General features: G+C 32.5%; 22 protein-coding genes and 2 tRNA genes. 8 read left to right on the top strand and 16 right to left on the bottom strand.

All coding sequences use genetic code 11. The features are described from left to right. The first annotated feature begins 2 nt into the window (after positions 1-2). On the top strand, positions 3-833 hold the full coding sequence (locus ABDX67_RS07475) for a prohibitin family protein (protein WP_347174336.1): 831 nt from the start codon (positions 3-5) through the stop codon (positions 831-833). Between the two features lie 927 nt (positions 834-1,760). Here ABDX67_RS07475 and ABDX67_RS07470 read toward each other — a convergent pair. From ABDX67_RS07470 to ABDX67_RS07460, 3 genes are all read right to left on the bottom strand, one after another. After that, entirely contained in the window at positions 1,761-2,558 is a 798-nt protein-coding gene (locus tag ABDX67_RS07470; protein WP_347174335.1) for a carboxypeptidase-like regulatory domain-containing protein, read from the bottom strand. A gap of 65 nt (positions 2,559-2,623) precedes the next feature. Next, a tRNA-Leu gene (locus ABDX67_RS07465) sits at positions 2,624-2,707 on the bottom strand. A 46-nt stretch (positions 2,708-2,753) separates the two neighbouring features. Further along, a tRNA-Lys gene (locus ABDX67_RS07460) sits at positions 2,754-2,826 on the bottom strand. A 103-nt stretch (positions 2,827-2,929) separates the two neighbouring features. Between ABDX67_RS07460 and ABDX67_RS07455 the strand changes: the two genes are divergently transcribed. After that, a complete protein-coding gene (locus ABDX67_RS07455; protein ID WP_347174334.1) occupies positions 2,930-3,445 on the top strand; it encodes a shikimate kinase in 516 nt (171 codons plus the stop codon). On the opposite strand, the gene ABDX67_RS07450 is transcribed toward ABDX67_RS07455, so the two are convergent. After that, positions 3,437-3,940 (bottom strand): phosphoribosyltransferase family protein, encoded by a 504-nt coding sequence (locus ABDX67_RS07450; RefSeq protein ID WP_347174332.1) that lies wholly within the window; start codon positions 3,938-3,940, stop codon positions 3,437-3,439. The genes ABDX67_RS07455 and ABDX67_RS07450 overlap by 9 nt on opposite strands. Before the next feature lie 31 nt (positions 3,941-3,971). Next, complete coding sequence (locus ABDX67_RS07445; protein ID WP_347174331.1) at positions 3,972-4,358, bottom strand: RNA-binding S4 domain-containing protein; 387 nt, start codon at positions 4,356-4,358, stop codon at positions 3,972-3,974. A gap of 80 nt (positions 4,359-4,438) precedes the next feature. Here ABDX67_RS07445 and ABDX67_RS07440 point away from each other — a divergent pair, with 80 nt between their 5' ends. Next, the gene (locus ABDX67_RS07440) at positions 4,439-5,314 is read left to right on the top strand and encodes an FKBP-type peptidyl-prolyl cis-trans isomerase (RefSeq protein WP_347174330.1); all 876 of its coding nucleotides are present in this window, start codon (positions 4,439-4,441) and stop codon (positions 5,312-5,314) included. A gap of 69 nt (positions 5,315-5,383) precedes the next feature. Here ABDX67_RS07440 and ABDX67_RS07435 read toward each other — a convergent pair whose 3' ends face one another. Genes ABDX67_RS07435 through smpB form a run of 5 tightly spaced genes read right to left on the bottom strand, consistent with a single transcriptional unit; the run spans position 5,384 to position 9,012 of the window. Continuing rightward, the gene (locus ABDX67_RS07435; RefSeq protein WP_347174329.1) at positions 5,384-6,004 is read right to left on the bottom strand and encodes an outer membrane beta-barrel protein; all 621 of its coding nucleotides are present in this window, start codon (positions 6,002-6,004) and stop codon (positions 5,384-5,386) included. A 36-nt stretch (positions 6,005-6,040) separates the two neighbouring features. Next, entirely contained in the window at positions 6,041-7,000 is a 960-nt protein-coding gene (locus ABDX67_RS07430; RefSeq protein WP_347174328.1) for a transketolase family protein, read from the bottom strand. 54 nt (positions 7,001-7,054) lie between these two features. Continuing rightward, a complete protein-coding gene (locus tag ABDX67_RS07425; protein ID WP_347174327.1) occupies positions 7,055-7,633 on the bottom strand; it encodes a Maf family nucleotide pyrophosphatase in 579 nt (192 codons plus the stop codon). Between the two features lie 3 nt (positions 7,634-7,636). Further along, positions 7,637-8,557: a geranylgeranylglycerol-phosphate geranylgeranyltransferase gene (locus ABDX67_RS07420; RefSeq protein ID WP_347174326.1), complete on the bottom strand. Its 921-nt coding sequence runs from the start codon at positions 8,555-8,557 to the stop codon at positions 7,637-7,639. Further along, complete coding sequence (gene smpB / locus ABDX67_RS07415) at positions 8,554-9,012, bottom strand: SsrA-binding protein SmpB (protein WP_347174870.1); 459 nt, start codon at positions 9,010-9,012, stop codon at positions 8,554-8,556. Before smpB ends, ABDX67_RS07420 begins: the two co-directional genes overlap by 4 nt. A gap of 120 nt (positions 9,013-9,132) precedes the next feature. Between smpB and ABDX67_RS07410 the strand changes: the two genes are divergently transcribed. Then, on the top strand, positions 9,133-9,879 hold the full coding sequence (locus tag ABDX67_RS07410; RefSeq protein ID WP_347174325.1) for a DUF6503 family protein: 747 nt from the start codon (positions 9,133-9,135) through the stop codon (positions 9,877-9,879). On the opposite strand, the gene ABDX67_RS07405 is transcribed toward ABDX67_RS07410, so the two are convergent. The 4 genes from ABDX67_RS07405 to clpB all read right to left on the bottom strand — a co-directional run bounded on the left by ABDX67_RS07405 (position 9,876) and on the right by clpB (position 14,145). Next, entirely contained in the window at positions 9,876-10,385 is a 510-nt protein-coding gene (locus ABDX67_RS07405) for a SixA phosphatase family protein (RefSeq protein ID WP_347174324.1), read from the bottom strand. The two genes, ABDX67_RS07410 and ABDX67_RS07405, sit on opposite strands and share 4 nt — an antisense overlap. 75 nt (positions 10,386-10,460) lie before the next feature. Further along, positions 10,461-10,916, bottom strand: coding sequence for a hypothetical protein (locus ABDX67_RS07400; RefSeq protein WP_347174323.1), 456 nt, complete (start codon positions 10,914-10,916; stop codon positions 10,461-10,463). Positions 10,917-10,982: 66 nt separating this feature from the next. Continuing rightward, entirely contained in the window at positions 10,983-11,411 is a 429-nt protein-coding gene (locus ABDX67_RS07395; RefSeq protein ID WP_347174322.1) for an Hsp20/alpha crystallin family protein, read from the bottom strand. A gap of 130 nt (positions 11,412-11,541) precedes the next feature. Beyond that, positions 11,542-14,145 carry an ATP-dependent chaperone ClpB gene (gene clpB, locus ABDX67_RS07390; protein ID WP_347174321.1) on the bottom strand — a complete coding sequence of 868 codons (2,604 nt, stop codon included), beginning with the start codon at positions 14,143-14,145 and terminating at the stop codon, positions 11,542-11,544. A 161-nt stretch (positions 14,146-14,306) separates the two neighbouring features. On the opposite strand from clpB, the gene ytxJ reads away from it, so the two are divergent. Continuing rightward, positions 14,307-14,690, top strand: a complete 384-nt coding sequence (ytxJ, locus tag ABDX67_RS07385; RefSeq protein WP_347174320.1) for a bacillithiol system redox-active protein YtxJ — start codon at positions 14,307-14,309, stop codon at positions 14,688-14,690. 755 nt (positions 14,691-15,445) lie between these two features. Here ytxJ and ABDX67_RS07380 read toward each other — a convergent pair. Further along, positions 15,446-16,480: a serine hydrolase domain-containing protein gene (locus tag ABDX67_RS07380; RefSeq protein ID WP_347174318.1), complete on the bottom strand. Its 1,035-nt coding sequence runs from the start codon at positions 16,478-16,480 to the stop codon at positions 15,446-15,448. 837 nt (positions 16,481-17,317) lie between these two features. Here ABDX67_RS07380 and ABDX67_RS07375 point away from each other — a divergent pair. Next, positions 17,318-17,581 (top strand): helix-turn-helix domain-containing protein, encoded by a 264-nt coding sequence (locus tag ABDX67_RS07375; protein WP_347174317.1) that lies wholly within the window; start codon positions 17,318-17,320, stop codon positions 17,579-17,581. Between the two features lie 1,608 nt (positions 17,582-19,189). On the opposite strand, the gene ABDX67_RS07370 is transcribed toward ABDX67_RS07375, so the two are convergent. Beyond that, positions 19,190-19,831: a DUF6266 family protein gene (locus ABDX67_RS07370; protein ID WP_347174316.1), complete on the bottom strand. Its 642-nt coding sequence runs from the start codon at positions 19,829-19,831 to the stop codon at positions 19,190-19,192. A 948-nt stretch (positions 19,832-20,779) separates the two neighbouring features. On the opposite strand from ABDX67_RS07370, the gene ABDX67_RS07365 reads away from it, so the two are divergent. Together ABDX67_RS07365 and ABDX67_RS07360 are read left to right on the top strand one after the other, a co-directional pair. Further along, on the top strand, positions 20,780-22,834 hold the full coding sequence (locus ABDX67_RS07365) for a type I restriction-modification system subunit M (protein WP_347174315.1): 2,055 nt from the start codon (positions 20,780-20,782) through the stop codon (positions 22,832-22,834). A 1-nt stretch (position 22,835) separates the two neighbouring features. Further along, positions 22,836-24,173: a restriction endonuclease subunit S gene (locus ABDX67_RS07360; RefSeq protein WP_347174313.1), complete on the top strand. Its 1,338-nt coding sequence runs from the start codon at positions 22,836-22,838 to the stop codon at positions 24,171-24,173.

The raw sequence follows: 24,173 nt of genomic DNA, 5'->3' as shown, positions 1-24,173 counted from the left end.
TTATGAGTAATCAACAGTTAGATATTAAATTCCCAAAAGGCGGAGTTTTCTTTATTGTAATTGCAGTAGTAGCAATTATATTTATCTCTAAATCAGCAGTAACCATTGGTCCTGGAGAAGGTGGAGTTTTATTTGAGCGTTTTGGAGACGGTATAAATACAGAAAGAACTTATTCAGAAGGGTTTCATATTGTTGCTCCTTGGAATACAATGATTGTTAGAAAAGTGCGTCAGCAATCTATTTCTAACGAAATGAATGTACTTTCTGTAAACGGATTAGAAGTAAAAGTAAGTGGTACAATTTGGTATGAGCCAGAGTTTAGCAACTTAGGAAAACTAATTAAAACTAAAGGAGAAGATTACGAAAGAGAATTATTAGATCCTGCAATTAATGCAGCAGCAAGAAGTGTTGTTGGTAGATATACTCCAGAGCAGTTGTATTCTAGTAAAAGAGATGTTATTGAACAAGAAATCTTAGACGAAGTAACATCGGTATTAAAAGATGAGTTTTTAACTGTAAAGAGAGTATTAGTAGAAGATGTTAAATTACCTCCAACAATTAGAATAGCAATTGAAACAAAATTAAAACAAGAACAAGAATCTTTAGAATATGAGTTTAGATTAGCAAAAGCGAAGAAAGAGGCAGAGCGTCAAAAAATTGATGCAGAAGGAAAAGCTATTGCAAATAAAATTCTAAGTGCATCTTTAACAGATAAAATTTTAAAAGAAAAAGGTATAGAAGCAACTCTTAAGCTTTCAGAATCTCCAAATAGCAAAGTTATTGTAATTGGATCTGGAAAAGGTGGTTTACCAATTATTCTTGGTAACCAATAAATTTTTGCTAAGTTGATAATTTAAACAAAGCTTTTGTATTGAATTATTAATGGTAAATTTATTTCTTATAAAATAAAAATCAGTCTTTTTAGGCTGATTTTTTTTGTTTCTTAAAGATGTGTTAAATACCAGTTTTAAGTGTAACAAATCTATAAACCTGTCGTCATATAAGTGTACAAAAATTGAAACAAAATATTCAAAAGACATAAAAATGATAACAAGTAATAATTTAAAAGAAGAAGAAAAAAAGAACAACCAAACAAGCAGTATAAACTCAAAGAGAGTTTCTTGGAATAATAAAAGAAAGTATAACTATAAATACATTACATCTGTATTTTAGTAAAAGTAATTAGTTAGTTTTTAATAGTTGATAAAAGGGTTGCAAATGTAAATTTGCAACCCTTTTTGAATCAATACTGTTTTAGTTAAAATTTTAATCTCAAAACTCTAGAATTAATTAAAAATAATTAGAAAAAATACGAATTATCAGTTTCCTTAAAAAAGCATTATTTACTTGATAAATTGATAAAGAAATGATGCTTTTATAATCAAGCTATAAATGAAAGTAATTTAAAATTAAAAAGTTGTAAATCAAATTTTTAAGAATTCATTCTGTATTTCTTAAAGATGTGTTAAAAGCCAGTTTTAAGTGTAACAAATTAGGTTTTTTGTCGTCATATAAGTGTAAGAAAATAGAAAACAAATACAATCAATAAAAAACATAAAAATGACAACAAATAACAATTTAAAAGAAGAAAAAAAGAACAACCAAACAAGCAGTATAAACTCAAAGAGAGTTTCTTGGAATAGTAAAAGAAAGTATAACTATAAATACATTACATCTGTATTTTAGTTATAGAGTAATTAGTTAGTTTTTAATAGTTGATAAAAGGGTTGCAAATGTAAATTTGCAACCCTTTTTGAATTTTAGTTCTTTCTTTTAGGTAAGACGTCTCGTTCTATTTTGCCTTTTTTAATGGCTTTGAAGTTTTCGTAACAATCTAGCACAGCTTCAATCATTTGTAAATCACTTGCTTTTTGAATAAAGTAATCAGAGTAATTACAATCTACTAATAATTTTCTTAACTCTTGTTTATCCATTTGCAAATACTCCATCATTACTTCTCTGTCAAATTTACCGCTAAGCATTTTACGTAAATCGTCTTCTTTCTTTAATTTTTGAAGTTTTTTAAGTTGATTCGGTTTTTTTCCAAATAAATTATAGAGAAAATCTACCGGCTGAAATAATGCCGCAACAGGCGAATTTAAGCTCTGTGATGCAGATTTACCAACTTCATAAGTTTGTGGTAATCCATTAATACGGATTCTTGTAAAACGATCTTTTGGCACTTGTTTTACGTCAACTTCTAAAACACCAATTAATTTTGTAGAACCAATAATTACTTCTTTAATTTCATTAGCTTTCTCTAATAAAGCAATTACCAATTCGTTCCCTTTTAGTAAATCATTCGTTATCTTTAATTTAATAGATTGAAAACCTAAATAAGAAACCAAAATGGTGTCATTTGCTTTTGTGGTAATTTCAAAAAAACCTTTTTCATTTGTAATTGTACCAACAACAGAGTTTAAATTTAAAATATGAGCTGCACTTAAGCCTTTGTTATTTTCTGCGTTAACAATCTGACCTTTTAGTGTTGTATTTGTCTGTGAATATCCTAAAAAAGAAATTCCTACAAATAATAGAAGTAGTATATTTTTCTGCATATTACAAAGTTACTAATTAATCTTCTTGGTAGCGTTAATTTTCTGTGAAATAACAAAGTAATTTGTGCACATAACAGGAGTCGAACCTGCACGTTCATAAGAACACAAGCCCCTCAAGCCTGCGCGTCTACCAATTCCGCCATATGTGCAATGTATTGAAACAAAAAAAGCTAAGCAATGCTTAACTTTTTTTTGTGACCGGGCTGGGGCTCGAACCCAGGACCCTCTCCTTAAAAGGGAGATGCTCTACCAACTGAGCTACCAGGTCATGCTTTATTTAAAGCGAGTGCAAATATACTACCTATTGTTTAAAAGATAAAAGATTTTTTATATAAATTTTATCGATATTTGTAATGTTTTAAAGATAAAAGATGAAAATAGTTTTATTAGGGTATATGGGAAGCGGAAAATCTACAATTGGTAAATATCTGTCTGATAAATTAAATTCCTCTTTTATAGACCTTGATACTTATATAGAAGAGAAAGAAAAACTGTCTATTTCTCAGTTGTTTGCTACAAAAGGAGAAGTTTATTTTAGAAAACAAGAAGGAAAATACTTAAAAGAAATATTGGATTCTAAATCGAATTACATTTTAGCGTTGGGCGGCGGAACTCCTTGTTATGGAACAAATATGCAAGTAATAAACAATAGTAAAGCGGTTAGCTTTTATTTAAAAGGCAGCATTCCTTTTTTAGCTGAAAGATTAGAATCTGGAAAAAAAACACGTCCGTTAATTGCTGATCTAAAAGATGAAGAGTTGCTAGAATATATCGGAAAGCATTTATTTGAAAGAGCTCCCTTTTATGAGCAATCAGATTTTAAAATCCACATTGATCATAAATCTATCGAAGAAATTTATTGTGATATTGTTGTGCAATTACATTAAATAAGCAATTGCTTTGTTTTTTGTAAACGCTACCACAACATGTTCTTGTAAAGTTGTTGAAAGAGAAATTCCTTTAAAATCTGCTTTCACAGGATATTTTTTATGATTTCTATTTACCAAAACAGCTGTTTTAAATCTTTTTAACGGAACTTCTAAAAAATGCTTTATTCCATATATTAAAGTAGCTCCAGAATTTAAAACATCATCTACTAAAACGAGCGATTTATTTTTATAAGCCTCACTAGTAATTGAAGTTTTTATAGGATTTAAAGGCTTTTTCTTATCGATAATTACTTCACACATCGTAATTGCAATGTCAGAAATTTTAGACAACTCTTTTTCTATTTCTTTAGCAAACAAAAATCCGTTAGTTGTAATTCCTGCCAAAACAATCTCTTTTTCATTGCTATTGCTTTCTAAAATTTGATAAGCAATTCTTTTTGTTTTATGCTGAATTTGCTGTGAAGTTAAAATGATGTTTTTTTCTGCTGTCATTATAGTAATTTATAAAACAAAGATATTAAAATTAACTTTCAGATAGAGTAGAAGCATCATCATAATATCCATCAATATCTCTTCTATCTTTCTTTGTTGGTCTTCCAGTACCTTTTTTACGATAATAATCTTTTGAGTATTTAAGCAAATCTGTTTTCTCAAATTCTTCTTTTGGTGTTTCATCCTTGCGGTATAAATCAACCAATTTTGCGCCAACTCTACTAGTTGGAATGTCTAAAACCTTTATTTTATAATTAATTTGGTTCTTTCTAACGCCAATTAACTCACTTCCGTACACTTCTTTGGAAGGTTTACAATTTGCCCCATCAATTTTAACTTGTCCCTTTTTACAGGCTTCAGAGGCCATATTTCTTGTTTTATAAACACGAATACACCACAAATATTTATCAATTCTCATATAAAAAGTTAAAATTTCATTATTCTCTTTTTACAAAGGTATGAAAATCGTAAATTGCGCCCTTAAATTTAGTAGTTAAGATGATAAAAATAAAAAATATATTAATAGCAGCAATAGCATCTATTTTAATATATGCGTGTAGTGCTAGTAATCCGTTTGTGGATAATTTTGATCACGAAGCACAAGCTTTGAAAGATAAAGATACATTGGTAAAATATTTGTCAAACCATTATTATGATGCTGTTATTGATTCAATTAAACCAATTACAACGGGTAAAACAGCTTTAATTGATGATGCAAAGTTAATAACTCAAGACATTACTTTTGAAGAGATTGATTACAAAATGTATTATTATATTGTTGAACAAGGTGTTCCAGATCCAGTTAAAGGATTTCCTACAGTTATGGATTCTGTTTTAACAAAATACCAAGGAAGACAAATTATTGATTCGGGTGTGGCTAGCGTATTTGAAACACAATCATCTGCTGTATGGTTAACTTTAGATGCTGTAATTAAAGGTTGGTCGTATGGTTTTACACATTTTAAAGGCGGAAAAAACAGTACTACTAATGGACCAATTACTTATGAAAATACAGGAAAAGGGTTTTTATTTATTCCTTCTGGTTTAGCATATAGAAACTTAGATGGTGGAAATATTCTTCCTAACAGTTGTTTGGTTTTTAGAATTGAATTATTAGATATTGTTGAAAATACAGATCATGATAATGACGGTTTAGCTTCTTATTTAGAGATTGAAGATGCATCGGTAGAATCTGATCCTACAAAAGTTGATACAGATGGCGATTTTATTGCAAACTTTAAAGATGCAGATGATGATAATGATGGTACGCCAACAATTAAAGAAGATGCGAATAAGGACGGTGATCCAAGAAACGATTTTAGTGACCCAAGCAATCCAACATTACCAGATTATTTGAATCCAAAAATTAAATAGACAAAAATATAGAACACAAAAAAAGCTCCAGAATTTCTGGAGCTTTTTTTATAATTAAAAAGAAAAGTTCTATAGTCTAAGTGATAAACCTATAATAATTTGATTAACCCTTGTATCAAATTCTACATTTGTTGCTCCGTTTAAAAAAGTAGTTTCTATTCCAGAAAAAGCTCTTTCCCAACGTACATCTAATCCTAACTTCCCTAATTCAACTCCACCTCCAAATTGTAATCCTAATGTAAATCCATCTGAGTTTACTTCTTTTAAATCAGAAAAACCAAAGTCAGAACTTAAAATATATTGGAATGATGGCCCTATATATACATTACCAATTCCAAAAATCTTTTTTCCTACTAAAACAGGAATATCAATCTTCTGAAAATTATATGAAGTTTTTATTTGACCAACAGCATTTCCTCCAACTATTTGTGTAAAATTTACATTATTTTCTAAATTCGTGTACACCAATTCAGGTCTAATATATAAACCAATAACCGGAACTTTAAAACGCAACCAAATTCCTGCGTGATATCCCGTTTTACTTTCTGCACCAGAGAATACATCATCTTTTACATCAGAAAAAGAGTTAGAGTTGTAGTTAATTCCTCCTTTTATACCAAAGTTAATTTGTGCATTTGAAGTTTGACTCAATCCGAAGGCCAAACACATCATTAATAATATTCTTTTCATAAATTATTGTTTTGTTTTTATTAAGACAATTGTTGGTTATTTTCTTGCGATTACTTTTTCTACAGCAGCTACAATAGATTTATCTGTTAACCCGTATTTTTCCATCAATTGTGCTGGCGTTCCAGATTCTCCAAAACTATCGTTAACAGCAACAAATTCTTGCGGAGTAGGATTATTAGTTGCCAAACATCTTGCAACACTTTCTCCTAATCCACCATATTTATTATGTTCTTCTGCAGTTACAATACAACCTGTTTTTGCAACCGATTTTAAAATTGCTTCTTCATCCAAAGGTTTAATCGTATGAATGTTAATCACTTCTGCACTAATTCCTTTTGCTTCTAATTGTTCAGATGCTTGTAATGCTTCCCAAACTAAATGACCTGTTGCAACAATTGTTACATCGGTTCCTTCGGTTAACTGAATAGCTTTACCAATTACAAATTTTTCTTCTTTATAATCTGGCATAAAAATAGGAACAACTGGTCTTCCGAAACGCAAATAAACTGGACCTTCATGGTCTGCAATTGCAATTGTTGCAGCTTTGGTTTGATTGTAATCACAGGTATTAATTACTGTCATTCCTGGCAACATTTTCATCAACCCAATATCTTCTAATATTTGATGTGTTGCGCCATCTTCACCTAAAGTTAATCCTGCGTGAGATGCACAAATCTTTACATTTTTATCAGAATACGCAATAGATTGACGGATTTGATCGTACACTCTTCCGGTAGAAAAGTTAGCGAATGTTCCTGTAAACGGAATCTTACCACCAATGGTTAATCCTGCAGCAATTCCCATCATATTTGCTTCTGCAATACCAACTTGGAAAAATCGTTCTGGATTTTCTTTAATAAACTGATTCATTTTTAAAGAACCAATTAAATCGGCACATAAAGCAACTACGTTAGGATTTGTTCTTCCTAATTCTGTTAAACCATCTCCAAATCCAGATCTGGTATCTTTCTTTTCGGTAAAAGTGTATTTTTTCATCAAAATGTATTTGTTGTGTTTAGGCAAAAATAATAATAAAATAGTAGCAAAAGCTTACATTTTTATCAATTCTTTATATAACTTTTGAACAGGTAAACCCATTACGTTAAAATAACTTCCTTCTATTCTTTCTATGCCAATAAAACCAATCCATTCTTGTATTCCGTAGCTTCCTGCTTTGTCGTATGGTTGATGCTGTTCTACATAATATGCAATTTCATCATCGGTTAATTCTTTAAAATACACGTTTGTAGTGTCGTTAAAAATGGTTTGAAAGTTGTTTCCTTTTAGGCTAACTGATGTAATTACTTGGTGCATTTTTCCAGAAATCTCTTTCAGAATTCTAATTGCATCATTTTTATCTTTTGGCTTTCCCAATGCTTTATTATTTAGCCAAACAATTGTGTCAGAAGTTATTAAAACGTCCTTTTCTTTTAGGTTGGTAAAGGGTTTCGATTTTAAATCTGCTAAATAATCGGTAATTTCTGTTCCTTGTAATTGAGGCGGATACAATTCTTCAATTTCTTTTAATTGAATAGTAAACGGAATGTCTAAGTCTTTTAAAAATTGCTGTCTTCTGGGCGATTTAGAAGCTAAAATAATATTGTAGTTAGACAGTTTTTCTTTGAGCATAGATTAAAATTTGAGAAGCACCATTGATAGGATTCCAAAAAACATAATCACCTTAACAAGTTTGCTAAGCAGTAAAAAATCTCTGGCGGTTTTAGCACTAAATAATTTATACAAAAACCAAACAAATGGAAGTATGATAAAAAGAATGGTGTACCAAAGTAACAACGGAATGTGCAACAGTTCTTCTTTTAAAAGGAGTAACATAAATAAAAACACCACCGAAGAAATTACAAGCACAACATTCTTTGTGCGATTTATTCCGATAAGAATAGGTAAGGTTTTCATTTTTAGCGCATAATCTCCTTTGATGTCTTCGATGTCTTTAATGATTTCACGAATCAATGTCATAAAAAAAGCAAAGATAATATACACAAAAACAGCAATGGTTACCGATATTGAAGCAAAGAAATTAGCGATGGCTTCTAATATATTAGAAGCTGTATTCGCGTTTTTTACTTCAAAAACAAACACAATAAAAATGGTGAGTGCCACCAAAAAAGCGGTTACAATATTTCCTATTATAGCAATTCTTTTCAACGATTTAGAATACCAATACAGTAAGATAATAGTGCCAATAAAGAAGATTGAATAAGAAATAGTTCCTTTAAGATACGCAGCATACACACCAAGTGTTAATCCTAAAATTGATAAAACGGAATAGAAGAGAAGCGCATTCTTCTTAGAAATAGTTGTTCCTACAAAAACCTTATTCGGTTTATTTATTTTATCGGCTTCAACATCAAAAACATCATTTATAATATATCCGCTAGCGGTAATACAAAGAATACTTATGGTTAATAGAATAAATTGAACATCAGAAATTGCGGAAGTAAAAGAGTTGATAATGGCATATTTTGTTAAAACCATCGTTAATAAAACCATGAGTAGGTTAGGAAAACGAATCAATTTTAAATACCAAATCATTTATAAGCCTTTTTTATACGTGCTAAATCACGTTTATTATCACGGTCTTTTAGCGTTTCTCTTTTATCGTGTAATTTTTTACCTTTTGCCAAGGCAATATTTAGTTTTGCCCAACCTTTATCGGTTAAAAACAACTTTAGCGGAACAATAGTTAGTCCGGTGTTTTTAACTTCTTTTTCTAATTTCTTAAGCTCACGTTTGTTTAATAAGAGTCTTCGTGCGCTTTTAGGGTTGTGATTATAGAAATTACCATGCGAATATTCTTCAATAAACATATTAATTACAAACAATTCTCCACGATCATTAAACTCACAAAAACTTTCTGTGATTCGTGCTTTGCTTTGTCTAATAGATTTTATTTCTGTTCCTGTTAACTGAATTCCAGCTGTATACGTATCTAAAAACTCGTATTCAAAACGCGCTTTTTTATTTTGTATGTTTATTTTTTTCTGCATCAATCCGTAATAAAAATAATTTACTAATCTTAGCAAAGATACATTTTTGATTCAGAAATAGAAGTGTATTTTTGAATTGTAAAGAAGTAGTATCTTTATCGACTTAGAAAAACAAAAACCATGCGTACCTTTATATTAGTAATGCTACTTGTATTTGCTTCTTGCAATAAAAAAGAAACTTCTTTAACTGCTCAACAAATTATTGATAAATCTATGATAGCTAGTGGTGCAGATAAAGTTGCTAACTCACAAATTGAGTTTATTTTTAGAGATATAGAATACATTGCGCTTAGAAAAAAGAACGGAATCTTTAAACTCTTTAGAGCCTTTAAAGATGAAAAGTTAGGTATGGTTTCTGACGGTATATCAAATAACGGATTTGAAAGACATGTAAACGGACATCTATTTAAGGTACCAGATTCTATGGCTGTAAAATACACAAGTTCTGTAAATTCTGTACATTATTTTTCTGTGTTGCCATACGGATTAAATGACAAAGCCGTACAAAAGAAATTATTACAAGAAACCAGTATTAAAGAAACTCCTTATTATAAAGTACAAATTACTTTTACTGAAGATGGTGGCGGAGAAGATTTTGAAGATGTCTTTATCTATTGGGTTGATAAAACAACGTTTAAGATAGATTATTTAGCGTATAGCTTTCATGTAGATGGTGGCGGAATGCGTTTTAGAGAGGCAACCAATGAAAGGGTTGTAAACGGAATCCGATTTGTAGATTATAACAATTACAAAGCAAAAAATGCTTCAACTAAATTAGAAAATTTAGACAAAGCATTTGAAAATAATGGGTTGAATAAGCTTTCAGAAATCAATCTAGAAAACGTATCGGTTAAAATCTTAAACTAGTTATCAATCTTTAACAGCACACCAGTTGCACCATGTTTAGTAACTGTAACAATATATAAGTTGCTATTATTATCATCAGCAATCTTACCAAATTTATTTTTACCTAAAATCTTATTCGCAAAAGCATCGGTTGTGTTGCTATGCCCAACAATTAATACATTTTTTCCTTTGGTGTTAAACTTAAAACCTTCATCATACATTTTTCTAGGATCGTACATGTATAAACGCAATCCGTTTTGTGTTGCTGTAGGTTGTGCCGTTTCTTTGGTTCTATTATAATTGGTTGTATACACCATGTCTATGTTTGCGGTAGACAATACTTCTGCCCAACGCTTTGCACGCTTTGCACCTTTTATGGTTAAAAAAGGATCTTTATCTCCTTCAACAGCTCTGTTTTTTTCTGCATGACGAATTAAGTAATAGGTTGTAACTACATCCTCTTTTTCTTGAGCAAAGCTTGCGAATGTACCCATCGCAAAAACAATAAGTAATAAGTATTTTTTCATGTGTTTATATTTTATAATACGAATATACACAAAAAATAAAACTGAACTCTTTTTAGAAGTTCAGTTTTTAATTATTTAGATATCTTTTGATTTTTCCTGTTTTTTATAGTACTTGTTTTTTACAGAATCCATTCTTTTTAATATTCTCTCTAATTCTTTTTGATGTTTCATAAAACTGTTGCTAAAAAAATCGTGTGTATAAAAATCATTTATTTTAAAGGGCGATGTATTAAAGAAACCATTAAAAAACAGCGAATCTAAGGGTTGATTAAACTGAGATTTAAAGTTTTTATGAAACTGATTGAAAATATTTTTTTCTAAAATAGAATCATTTTTAATGTTTGAATAAAAAGAAGTATAGGTAGAGTCTACACGAATTAAATTTCCATACTTATCAAACTCTTTATTAACGATAATGTTTGTTTGTGGTTTGATAGTATCTTTTTCTTGTAGATTTTCTTTTTTTTGAATTGTTTGACCTTGGCAACTAAAAAAGGCAAAAGTCAATAGATAAATACATATTTTTTTCATGACTTTAAGGTATTAATTACAATAGGCTGTTTTGTTACAAACAGCCTATTGGTGTATTTGGTTATATTACTTTACTTCAATTAATTTAATAGGCTTTGGTTTTGCTTCTTCTAATTTAGGAATGGTAATTTTAAGTTCTCCGTTTTTATAAACTGCTTCAATCTTATCTCTGTTTACAATTCCTTGTGGTAGCGTAAAGCTTCTTTTAAAAGACCTATAACTATATTCTTTTCTAGTATAGTTTTCTTTGGTTTCTTCGTTATTTACTGTTTTCTCCGAAGAAATGGTTAAAACGTCATTGTCTAAATCAATTTTAAAATCTTTTTTGTCCATTCCTGGCACAGCTACATCTACAATAAACTCATCTAGTGTTTCTTTAATGTTTAATGCAGGCAATGTAGTATTTGTCTCAGAAAAATTGGTAGTAGACCAATCTCTAAATAAATCATTAAAAAGAGTTGGTACAAAATGTGCATCGTTTCTTTTTGCTAACATAACTTTACAATTTAAATTAAACATTATTTATAATAAAGTATTTATTGCAAATAAAATACCAACCAAAAAAAGCTGACAAATTTTCAATGTTTATTGAAAATTTGTCAGCTTAACTACTGATAATTAGTGTTTAACCTTTTACCAAATCACCTTGGTTTCTAAAAACCAATTGCTCGTCAAAAGCATCTAGTAAAATCATGCTATCTGTGGTTACTTTACCTGCTAGAATATCTTTAGATAACTGATTCAAAACTTCTTTTTGTATCACACGCTTTACTGGTCTTGCACCAAATTCTGGTTGATATCCTTTTTCTGCTAAATACCCAATAGCTTCATCGGTTGCATCTAGAGTAATTTCTTGCTTTGCAATGGTTTTCTTAACCATATCTAGTTGTAGTTTTACAATGGCTTGGATGTCTTTCTTTGTTAACGGAGTAAACAGTATAATATCATCTATTCTATTGATAAACTCTGGTCGTACCGTTTGCTTTAACATGCCTAACACTTCTATCTTTGCCAATTCTGTTGCCGACTCAATATCTGCGTTGGGTGCAGTAAATTTGTCCATAATAATCTGACTTCCCATATTAGAGGTCATGATAATAATCGTGTTTTTAAAATCTGCAATGCGTCCTTTGTTATCCGTTAAATGTCCTTCGTCCAATACTTGCAATAAGATGTTAAAGGTATCTGGATGCGCTTTTTCAATCTCGTCTAACAATACCACAGAATACGGTTTTCTACGCACTGCTTCTGTCAATTGTCCGCCTTCATCATAACCTACATATCCAGGAGGCGCTCCAATTAATCTACTTACAGCATGACGCTCTTGATATTCACTCATATCAATTCTGGTCATGGCATTTTCATCATCAAACAAGTAACTTGCCAATGTTTTTGCCAATTCTGTTTTTCCTACTCCAGTAGTTCCTAAAAATAAGAACGAACCAATCGGTTTATTCGGATTCTGTAATCCTGCTCTAGAACGTCTTACCGCATCAGAAACTGCTTCAATGGCTTCTTCTTGTCCAACTACTCGTTTGTGTAATTCTGTTTCTAAGCGCAATAGTTTTTCGCGTTCAGATTGTAGCATTTTGGTAACAGGTATGCCTGTCCATTTTGCAACCACTTCGGCAATATCATCATAGGTTACTTCTTCCTTAATTAAGGTTGAATCTCCTTTTTCTGCTAGTGCAGCTTGTTGTGCTTCTAATTGTTCTTGCAAGTCTTTTATGGTTCCGTATCTTATTTCTGCTACTTTACCATAATCGCCGTTACGTTCTGCCTTATCTGCTTCTAATTTTGCATTTTCTATAGCTGTTTTAGCAGTCTGAATGCTTTCTACAACACTTTTTTCGCTTTGCCATTTGGCATTAATCTCGTTGCGTTCTTCTTTTAGGTTTGCCAAATCAGCATTTAACGATTTTAACTTTACCTTGTCGTTTTCTCTTTTGATGGCTTCTAGTTCTATCTCTAACTGCATCACTTTTCGGTCTAACACATCTAGCTCTTCTGGCTTCGAGTTGATCTCCATACGCATTTTAGCAGCAGCTTCATCCATTAAATCGATGGCTTTATCTGGTAAAAAACGATTGGTTATATAGCGTTGCGATAATTCTACCGCACCAATAATAGCATCATCTTTAATGCGTACTTTATGGTGTGTCTCGTATTTCTCTTTAATTCCTCTTAAAATAGAAATGGCACTTTCTGTATCAGGTTCATTGACTTGTACTTTTTGAAAACGACGCTCTAAGGCTTTGTCCTTTTCAAAGTATTTTTGATACTCATCTAAGGTAGTGGCACCAATTGCACGCAATTCGCCACGCGCCAATGCAGGTTTTAAAATGTTAGCAGCATCCATCGCACCTTGTCCGCCACCAGCACCAACCAACGTATGTATTTCATCAATAAACAAGACAATATCTCCGTCTGCTGTAGTTACTTCTTTAATTACTGCTTTTAGGCGTTCTTCAAACTCTCCTTTGTATTTTGCACCAGCAATTAAAGCACCCATATCCAACGCAAATATTTGCTTGTCTTTTAGGTTTTCTGGAATGTCACCATCAATAATACGATGCGCCAATCCTTCTGCAATAGCGGTTTTACCCGTTCCTGGTTCTCCAACTAATATTGGATTGTTCTTGGTTCTACGAGATAAGATTTGCAACAAACGTCTTATTTCTTCATCTCTACCAATTACAGGATCTAACTTACCATCGCGTGCTAACTGATTTAAATTCTTCGCATATTTATTAAGCGAATTGTAGTTTTCTTCTGCACTTTGTGAAGTAACACTTTCGCCTTTACGAAGTTCTTTAATGGCTTCTTTCAATCCTTTTTCTGTAAGTCCTTGGTCTTTTAAAATCTGAGCAATGGTACTTTTAGATTTAAAGATGGCCAAGATGATGTGCTCAATAGAAACATATTCATCTTTCATGCTTTTAGCAATAATAGCTGCTTCTGTTAAGCTTTTAGATGCTTCTCTAGATAATGTAATATCTCCGCCTGTAACTTTAGGAAAGCTCTCTAACTGCTTGTCTAACAATTGTGTTAGTATGGCTACATTGCTATTTAGTTTCTTTAATAGAAATGGCAACACGTTTTCATCCACTTCTAAAAGGGCTTTAAAGAGGTGCTCGTTTTCTATTTGTTGATGTCCATAACTTTGCGCAATCTGTTGCGCTTGTTGTATGGTTTCTTGTGATTTTATAGTATAATTGTTAAAATTCATGGTATCTATGTTTTACTTTTTCAGTTACTTTGTGGCAAATTTAGTACCAATTAAAAAACAGGTAAATAACAAGTCATTTTGTCTGTTAACTTGCTGTTTTTGCTGACTTTTTGGCTGCTGAAAGGATTTCAATAAGTTACGACTGAACCAAAAAACAAACCATGAGTTTATTTAGAAACATCTTTAAGAGCAATACCACAGAAGAAAAAGTAAATACTTCTAACATTCGCTGGATTCCATTAACTACAGTTTCACAAATAGCCGAGATACAAGCGCTTTCTAAAAAAGAAACGGTGCTAATTTTTAAACATTCTACTCGCTGTATTATTAGTAAAATGGTAATTAAGCAATTCGAAAAGTCTTTTGATAACAGTACATCAAACTTAAAAGTGTATTATTTGGATTTGCTAAATTATAGAAACGTTTCTGACGAAGTTGGTTATGCATTTCAGGTAATACATCAATCTCCGCAGTTACTAGTTATACAAAACGATGTAGCAGTTGCGCATGCTTCGCATTATGATATTTTGGAGTTGGAGTACTAGGTTTATGTTTGAAAGGAGTAAAGGCTCATAGTTGCAGAGGTTCAAAGTTGCAAAGATGCAGAGTTACAAAGACTCAAAGTTGCAAAGGAGCAGAGTGAAAAGTCAAAAGACAAGAGAGTTGCTACTAATAATTAAAAACTGCCAACAGATAATTGTTCACTAATAACAGAACCAACTCCGTCATAGCATCTGGCAGGCGAGTGTCTTCAGTTTGAAAATCGCGTAAAAACAAATAGTGTTTGAGCATAGCGAGTTTATTTGTTTTAGTGATTGAAAACTAGAAAGACCGTCGAAGATTCAAGACTAGATTTTTTTGTTACTTTTTACAGCAATGGAAAAAAGTAAAAGAAGAAATACAATGGAAAAGAATAAGAGAGAAGAGGCAAGAAGCAAGAGGCAAGAGGCAAGAGAGTTGCTACTAAAAACTCAACATTCAACACTAACAATTCAACACTGATTTTAAAAGAGACAAAGGCGCAGAGTTGCAAAGGTTCAAAGGCGCAGAGTTGCAGTATATATTAATTACAGTTACAATCTTAAACCGTCATAGGTATAATTTTAGTAAGAATTCAAAAGGGATGAAACGGCTAAGTGTCCAAAGCATGTCCTCAACTTGATTGGGGAACTAAATAAAATATCTGGACGCGATAGAGGAATAACTTTTAAGAATTCAATAAAATTATAATAAGACTAGATTTTTGGTGTTACCTTGAGATGAATCGAAAGGTCATCAATGAAAAAAAATAAAGAGCACATTAATCACTAGTATTCTTCACTATTTTCAAAACCCGAGCATAGATAATATCTGCTAAATTCCAATTGTACAACTTAGGATCTGTAGTACTAGTAAATTGTATCACCACTGCATCTAAATCTTTATGGTACTTAGCAATACTTTGATATCCTGGTACCCAACCCTTATGTTCAAACTCGTAGATAGACGCGTAGATTTCTTGTTCTTTAGCATCAAACAAAGCCCCATTATTAAGCGCACGCAAAAAAACACCAACATCTTCAGCAGTTGCTAACATACCATGCTCATCAGCCTTTAAATCTAACGGATGCCCCACATGATAACCACTCATTACATTGTCTATATTTACATCTGCAAGCGAAGCAAAAGTCTGTTTTAAGTTTAGACGGTCTAAGATTTCTTCTTGGATATATTTATAATGAGGATAGCCCAACACGTTGTCCATAATTTTAGCCAGTAATAAGTAATTGGTATTGCAATACTCGTAGTCTGTATCGGGTTCAAAGTTTGCAGGCTTATTAAGAATTAAGCCCAATTTATCTTGATAGTTTTTTTTGGGAGCCCCCCAATAACCAGGACTGTCTGTAAAATTAGGAATCCCACTACGATGTTGTACTAGCATTTTAAGTGTGATGCGCTCCACATTTTCAATACCACCCACAAGTTCTGGTAAATAATCCGCAACGGTTTTAGTGAGCGATAAGCGTCCGTTGTTTACCAATTTGGCAACCGCAACAGCTCTATACAGTTTACTGATACTCGCAATTTTAAACAAAGCTTTAGGCTTTGCAGCAATCTTGTTGATACGATCGTGCCAACCAGCGGCATAAAAAGCAGGAGGTTTATCAGCCACATCTACGTACACAATAATACCATCAAACCCTTGATCAATAGCCTGATCGGTTTGTGCTTGCACCGAATCGGGTAGTGGTAGTATCCATGCCTTTACTAAGACCCAAGGCACAAAATACAGCGAACAGATACTCGCAATAATAAACACCGTTTTAAATACCTTCTTTACTGATTTCTTTGCCATACTATTTTTAAGTTGATGTTGTTATTTAGCGATTAAAAGTACTACTATTTTATATAACACAAATATTGAAATGATAAGGGGTTAGAATCTAGAGTTAGGTAGCAAGAGACAAAGGGACAAAGTTGCAGAGTTAAAAAGCAATAGGCATTAAGCTATATGCTGTAAGCTAAAGAGTAGAAATTATAATCAAGAGTCAAGAGTCAAGAGTCAAGAGAGTTGCTGCTAATAATTAAAAACTGCCAACTGATAATTGTTCACTAATAACAGAACCAACTCCGTCATAGAATCTGGCAGGCGAGTGTCTTCAGTTTGAAAATCGCGTAAAAACAAATAGTGTTTGAGCGTAGCGAGTTTATTTGTTTTAGTGATTGAAAACTAGAAAGACCGCCGAAGATTCAAGACTAGATTTTTTTGTTACTTTTTACAGCAATGGAAAAAAGTAAAAGAAGAAATACAATGGAAAATAATAAGAGAGAAGAAGCAAGAGGCAATAGACAGGAGGCGGGAGAGTTGCTACTAAACATTAATCCTTAGGTTCAAAGTTACAGAGTTACAGAGTTAAAAAGCAATAGGCATTAAGCTATAGGCTGTAAGCTAAAAAGAGTAGAAACTATAATCAAGAGACAAGAGACAAGAGACAAGAAGCAAGAGAGTTACTACTAAAAACTCAACACTAACCCCTAACCTCTATATACTAACTCCTAAATACTAACCCCTAAATCCTAGCCCCAAACCCCAAACCAGCAACCCACAATAAAAACAAACTTCATAATTTTTTTATATATTAGTGCTAAATTACGCTATTATAGCAGTTTATATTAGCTAGAAAAAGAAATTATGAAAAAAGAAGATCTACCTAAAAAAGAGGGGCAAAGCCCCCGTGGAGAATTTAATGCCCGCTTATTTGAAAATGAAACATGGATTACAACATGTGAAGTTATGGCATATTTAAAAATAAGCCGTAGTACCTTGTACCGATTGCGAAAAAAACACAACATTCCAAGTTTTAAGTTAGGCGGAATCCCTGTGTTTCCAAAGCGCTTATTAAATAAGTTGTTTATTCGCAGAGCGCTTGATAATGTGGATGATAAAAATAAATAGTTTGTCTTTTTGAGTGCCATGCTGTGTTGTTAAAATTCAAGACCAGATTTTTTGTTCCTATGTCTCCTCGAGCGGAGTCGAGATGCCTTAATCAATAATTTCACTTTCTTTTTTCTATTGCTGAAAAAAGAAACAAAAAAAATCTAGTCTTGCATTTTCAACGGTCAAATTTACTCTTGTATTCTAAAAGAAAAGAACTCGCTTTGCTCAGACAGCTTTTCTTTTTACGAATACTTCAAGTATTTGACACTCGTCTGCAAATGCTATGACGAACTTTATAGGTATTTTAGTAAGAATTCAATAAAACTATATGAAGTCTAGAGTTTTTTGTTCCTATGTCTCCTCGAGCGGAGTCGAGAGGTCTTAATCAATAATTTCACTTTCTTTTTTCCATTTCTGAAAAAAGAAACATTCTAAAAGAAAAGAACTCGCTTTGCTCAGACAGCTTTTCTTTTTACGAATACTTCAAGTATTTGACACTCGTTTGCAAATGCTATGACGAACTTTATAGGTATTTTAGTCAGAATTCAATAAAACTATATGAAGTCTAGAGTTTTTTGTTCCTATGTCTCCTCGAGTGGAGTCGAGAGGTCTTAATCAATAATTTCACTTTCTTTTTTCCATTGCTGAAAAAAGAAACAAAAAAATCTAGTCTTGCATTTTCAACGGTCAAATTTACTCTTGTATTCTAAAAGAAAAGAACTCGCTTTGCTCAGACAGCTTTTCTTTTTACGAATACTTCAAGTATTTGACACTCGTTTGCAAATGCTATGACGAACTTTATAGGTATTTTAGTAAGAATTCAATAAAACTATATGAAGTCTAGAGTTTTTTGTTCCTATGTCTCCTCGAGCGGAGTCGAGAGGTCTTAATCAATAATTTCACTTTCTTTTTTCCATTGCTGAAAAAAGAAACAAAAAAATCTAGTCTTGCATTTTCAACGGTCAAATTTACTCTTGTATTCTAAAAGAAAAGAACTCGCTTTGCTCAGACAGCTTTTCTTTTTACGAATACTTCAAGTATTTGACACTCGTTTGCAAATGCTATGACGAACTTTATAGGTATTTTAGTCAGAATTCAATAAAACTATATGAAGTCTAGAGTTTTTTGTTCCTATGTCTCCTCGAGCGGAGTCGAGAGGTCTTAATCAATAATTTCACTTTCTTTTTTCTATTGCTGAAAAAAGAAACATTCTAAAAGAAAAGAACTCGCTTTGCTCAGACAGCTTTTCTTTTTACGAATACTTCAAGTATTTGACACTCGTTTGCAAATGCTATGACGAACTTTATAGGTATTTTAGTAAGAATTCAATAAAATTATATGAAGTCTAAATTTTTGTTTCTTGGAATTTATCTCGAGCGGAGTCGAGAGGTCAATGGAAAAGAATAGAAAAGTCAAAAAAAAAGAAAAGTATGTCGTTGCTAAACTGATAAACCTCACAACTCTGTTATAAAGCACTCTTTTGTTATAGAATCTACAGCCAGGAATTAATTATTTGACACTTGTCTGCAAATGAACCATAAAACATCAAAAAAACGCATGCACCCATAACAAAACCATTGTTACAAATACAAGCGTTTACAAAAACCAGTGCTTTACTTTACCACGTTACAACACCGTAACCGTACCCATGTACGTACTCATTGCTGCAAAATTGGTTTCGGGCTTGGTAAAAGACGCCCAAACTTCAACCTCAAAACTTGCCATAAACTCTGGTAAGGTTACACTAGCAGAGGCAGCATCTCTAGTGGCCACAGCTGTGTCTGTAAAATACAACCCTAAATCGGGTGCATACACCACAACCATTAAGGTATCTGTTGCCGTGGCTTTTCCTTGTCCGCTATTGTCTGCCCATCCAAAATTTAGAATGCGTCCGGCAGCAGCAGCTACAGTACCACTTGCTATTCCTCTTAAATCGCCTTTGCTAATTAACACTTTGGCATAATCCATTACCATACCCGCTGGTGTGTCTAACACGGCGTTTTTTAAATGGTAAGAGGTTGCCAAGTTTGTACGCGACTTATCGCCTTGCGGACTCCCAAAATAGCGACTTAAAATTTCTGCCAAGGGCGTTAAAAAGCTAATGACCGTTTTAAACTTTAAACGCTGGTCTTCTTGTTTTACTGTAGGCGTATAATTACCACGCTGTGGTACACTACGCATTACATTTTTTCCTCTCCATCGAGAGCCTACTACGTTGCCTACTTTGCCAGAAAATCCGCCAAGTATGCCTTTTTCAAATGTTGCCATAATAATTTATTTTTATGATTAATATTACCCAAACCTACCGCCTAAAACTCATAAAACCAAGATCTTGACACAAATTGACACAAATTGACACGTATTGACACGTTTTGACACAAATTGACCTGTATTGACACAAATTGACACAAATTGACCTGTATTGACACAAATTGACACAAATTTTTAATTTTTAAAGGTTTCCTTCGAGTTTCCTTCGGGTTTTGTTCGGAAGCAAGAGGGCATTATTTTTTAAAAATGGACTTTTTGGGGAGGAAAGACGAGGCAGACTGGGTGGAGGGTTGGGAAGTAGCAAAGGTTGCAAAGGCTCAAAGGTTCAAAGGCTCAAAGGTTCAAAGGTTCTGAGTTGAAGTATATATTAATTACAGTTACAATCTTAAACCGTCATACTTATAATTTTAGTAAGAATTCAAAAGGGATGAAACGGCTAAGTGTCCAAAGCATGTCCTCAACTTGATTGGGGAACTAAATAAAATGTCTGGACGCGATAGAGGAATAACTTTTAAGAATTCAATAAAATTATAATAAGACTAGATTTTTTTGTTACTTTTTACAGCAATGGAAAAAAGTAAAAGAAGAAATACAATGGAAAAGAATAAGAGAGAAGAAGCAATCTCATTAAACCAAGTAGCATTAACCTTACAAAACTTTCCGTGTCGTTCCAACAGAGAGAAGCATAAACAACGAGCCCGCCTGCCTCGGACAGGGAATCTCATATTAATAACGTGCTATTTTATTTAATAATAGCTGTGAAAAAATAAACAAGATGCTAGTTTGTTCTTTTCTATTGATTTAGTTAGGAAGTATCTGAATTTAGTTTTTTTTCAATATTAACCTTAGAATAACATTGATAATACCATTAAGGTTCAGTGATTTTTTATTAAGTTTGAGACTGGTTAAATTGAATTTTTTAATTGAAAGAACAGAACTAAATAAATGATTACAAAACAAGCATTAGGAAGCACACTTTTTGGAATGGCGGACATTCTACGTGACAAAGTAGAAGATTACAAAGCCTATATACTTTCACTTCTCTTTTTCAAACGTCTTTCGGACAATTACGAATGGGAAACGGAAAACGAAATAAAGGAATTTGTAAAAAGAGAAGGAAGACAACCAACCGAAGCCGAAAAAAGAATAATCGTAGCTCAAAAACACGATTTCAAAATTCCAGAAGGATGTTTTTGGAAAGATGTTCGTGATGCTTCACCTGACAAGAAAAACGAAAAACTGAACAAAGCAGTAAACGAAATTGCAGATGCCAATATTGACCGACAAGGAAAAGCAGTTTTAAAAGGTGTAATCAATACAGTACGTTGGAACGAACCAGCACCTGACGGTTCTGGTAGTAAAAAGTTAAGTCCACAAGTTTTAACATCTTTAGTGAGTTATTTGGATGCTGTGGATTTAAGCAACAAAAATGCTTCTGTTGATGTTTTGGGTGATGCTTACGAATATCTAATCAAACGATTTGCAGACGAAAATAAAGGAGGAACAACTGCTGGACAATTCTATACACCTCAAGAAGTTGTTGATGTAATTGTTCGCTATTTAAAGCCGCAAAAAAACACAACGGTTTACGACCCAACTTGTGGTTCTGGTGGATTCTTGATTAGTGCAGCTAAATATTGCAAAACAAACTACAATAATTCAAAAGCTGTTCGCTTATTTGGTCAAGAAGATGTTTGGAACACTTGGGCGATTGCAAATATCAATATGATTCTTCACGGATTGGATGCTCGAATAGAAAAAGGCGATACTATTCTCGACCCAAAATTTGTTGACGAAGACAACGAGCTTGAAATCAAACAATTTGATTTAGCAATGGCTAATTTTCCATTTTCACAGGAAAACTGGTGGAAAAACGGAGAACCCAAACGTGATAAAAAAGGAAAGGTAGTTAACAAAAAAGATGGCTCACCACAATTAGTCTATCCTAAAGATGGAATGACTGACCCTTATGGTCGTTTAATTTATGGACAACCGCCTTTTTCTAATGGAGATTTTGCTTTTTTGCAACACATAGTTGCTTCAATCAAAGATGATGGAAAAGCAGGAGTTGTTTGTCCGCAAGGTGTTTTATTTAGAGGACAACCTGAAAAAACTGAAGAAGAAGACGGACAAAACCGAAAAGCAGATGATGAGTATTTAATCCGTAGAGGATTTTTACAAGGTAAAATTGACCACAATGGCGAGTTTACAGAAATGCACAATATCATTGATGCAACTGTAGTCTTACCAGGCAATTTGTTTTATGGAACTACCATTCCTGGTGCTATTTTATTTATTAATAAAAACAAACCTAAAGAACGCAAAGACAAAGTACTAATGGTATATGCTGCCAAAGAAGGTTGGTATAAAGAAGAACCAAATATGAATGTGCTTTTGCCTCACGATATTTTGCGTATTTCTACCATTTTAGAAAGTTGGGGAGATATGGAAATTGCAAAGACTTGGATAGATTCTCAAAAAACACGTTTAAAAAATTTGATACAAGAAGACCTTGATTTTAAACTATTAGAAATTGAGGAATATTATGCAGAAGACATTGAAACCGCAGAAGCGAAACTGGCAAAGGCCCAAAAAGTAATTACCAACAAAGTATCCGAAGGTAAAAAACCAACTAAAGGGCAAGAGAAAGCAGTAGTTACAGCTCAAAATGCTTTAGATAAACTCACTACAGAAAAAGAAAATAAAATAATCGCAGCTCACGAACAAGCGGATAAAGAACGACAAGCGATTGAAGATGTAGAACAGGAGCTCATTACAATGCTACAAGACCCAGAGCAACGCAAACGCTACTTTGCTATTGCTGATATGGAGGAGTTGGATGAGAACGAATTCAATCTGAACATACCTCGTTATGTTGACACGTTTGAACCTGAAGAAGAGATTGATTTAAAAGAAGCAATTACAGAATTTAAAGACATCATTGAGAAAGAAAATGACTTGGATAAGTCTATTAATGAACTTTTAAAAGTGTTGAATTAATATGACTTGGAAAAAAGATAAGTTTAAGAATATAATTAAGCACAAATCAGGTTACACTTGGTCAAAAGAGCAAGAAACCAAATTTCCAGAACCAAAAACGGTTCGTGTCTTAACTGTAACTAATGTTCAAAAAGAGCTTGACTTATCAAGTGAGCTTTATCTTAAAGATGTAAAAGAAGCTGATAAAATAAAAAAAGCTGTTAGTAAACATTGGTCTATTGCTGTAAGTTCTAACGGAAATCGAAAAAGGATTGGGAATGCAGTTTATATCAAAGAGGATTCTGAATATTTGTTTGCTTCATTTTTAACAGCATTCAAACCAAAAAAAGATTCAGATATTTTACCAGAATATTTTTTTAGATGGTTAAAATCACACCCAATACAAGAACGTATCACAGCAGTTTCTGAAGGCACAACAGGTTTAGGAAATTTGGATATACGATTTTTACGAAATATGGATATTGAGTATCCTGAAAATTCAAGTGAACAAATTGCTATAGACAATATCCTTTCCAAAGTAGATGAAACTATAGACGCTACCAAAAAAAGCATAAAAGCAGCCGAAAAACTTAAAAAAGCTTTAATGCAAAACCTGCTTACTGGTAAACTAAAACCAGATGGCACTTGGCGTACTGATGATGAGTTTTATGAAGATGAAAAGTTTGGAATAGTGCCTATTGGTTGGGAAATGAAAAAGTTAAAGAATGTTTGTTTAGGTGGAGGACAGTATGGAGCAAATGCATCAGCTATTGACTTTGTTGTAGGAAATCCAAGATACATTAGAATAACAGATATTGATGACAATGGCGACCTTATTGAAAAAAATAAAGCTGGAATTGAGAAAAGCAAAGTCAAAGATTATTTATTAAAAAATAATGACTTTCTATTTGCACGAACAGGAGATACTGTTGGTAAATCACTTCTATACAAGGAAAAAATGGGACTTTCAGCATATGCGGGCTATTTAATTAAGTTCACTTTTAATGAAGAAAAAATATTACCTGAATATTTCAATCTAATTGCGAAATCAGACATTTTCGAAGCATTTAAAGTTGCAATGCAAAGAGTTGGTGCAAAACCTAATATCAATTCAAGAGAATATGGTTCATTCAAATTTCCTTTATCAAACGACATAAATGAACAAAAATTGATTTTTAAAAAGGTAAAACCTTTAAATGAAGCTATCTCAAAAAAGTATTCGAAAATCAAAAAGCTTCAACGCTTAAAAAAATCATTAATGCAAAATTTATTAACTGGTAAAGTTCGTTTGTCGTCAGCATTTATTGCACAATTTGAAAATGAGATTGAAGTAACTAACACAACTACAACAACACAATAA

It is taken from the genome of Polaribacter uvawellassae (assembly GCF_039748955.1).
Classification (GTDB): domain Bacteria; phylum Bacteroidota; class Bacteroidia; order Flavobacteriales; family Flavobacteriaceae; genus Polaribacter; species Polaribacter uvawellassae.
The sequence above is the reverse complement of the archived record's forward strand: the minus strand, read 5'-3'. Positions and strand labels throughout refer to the sequence as shown.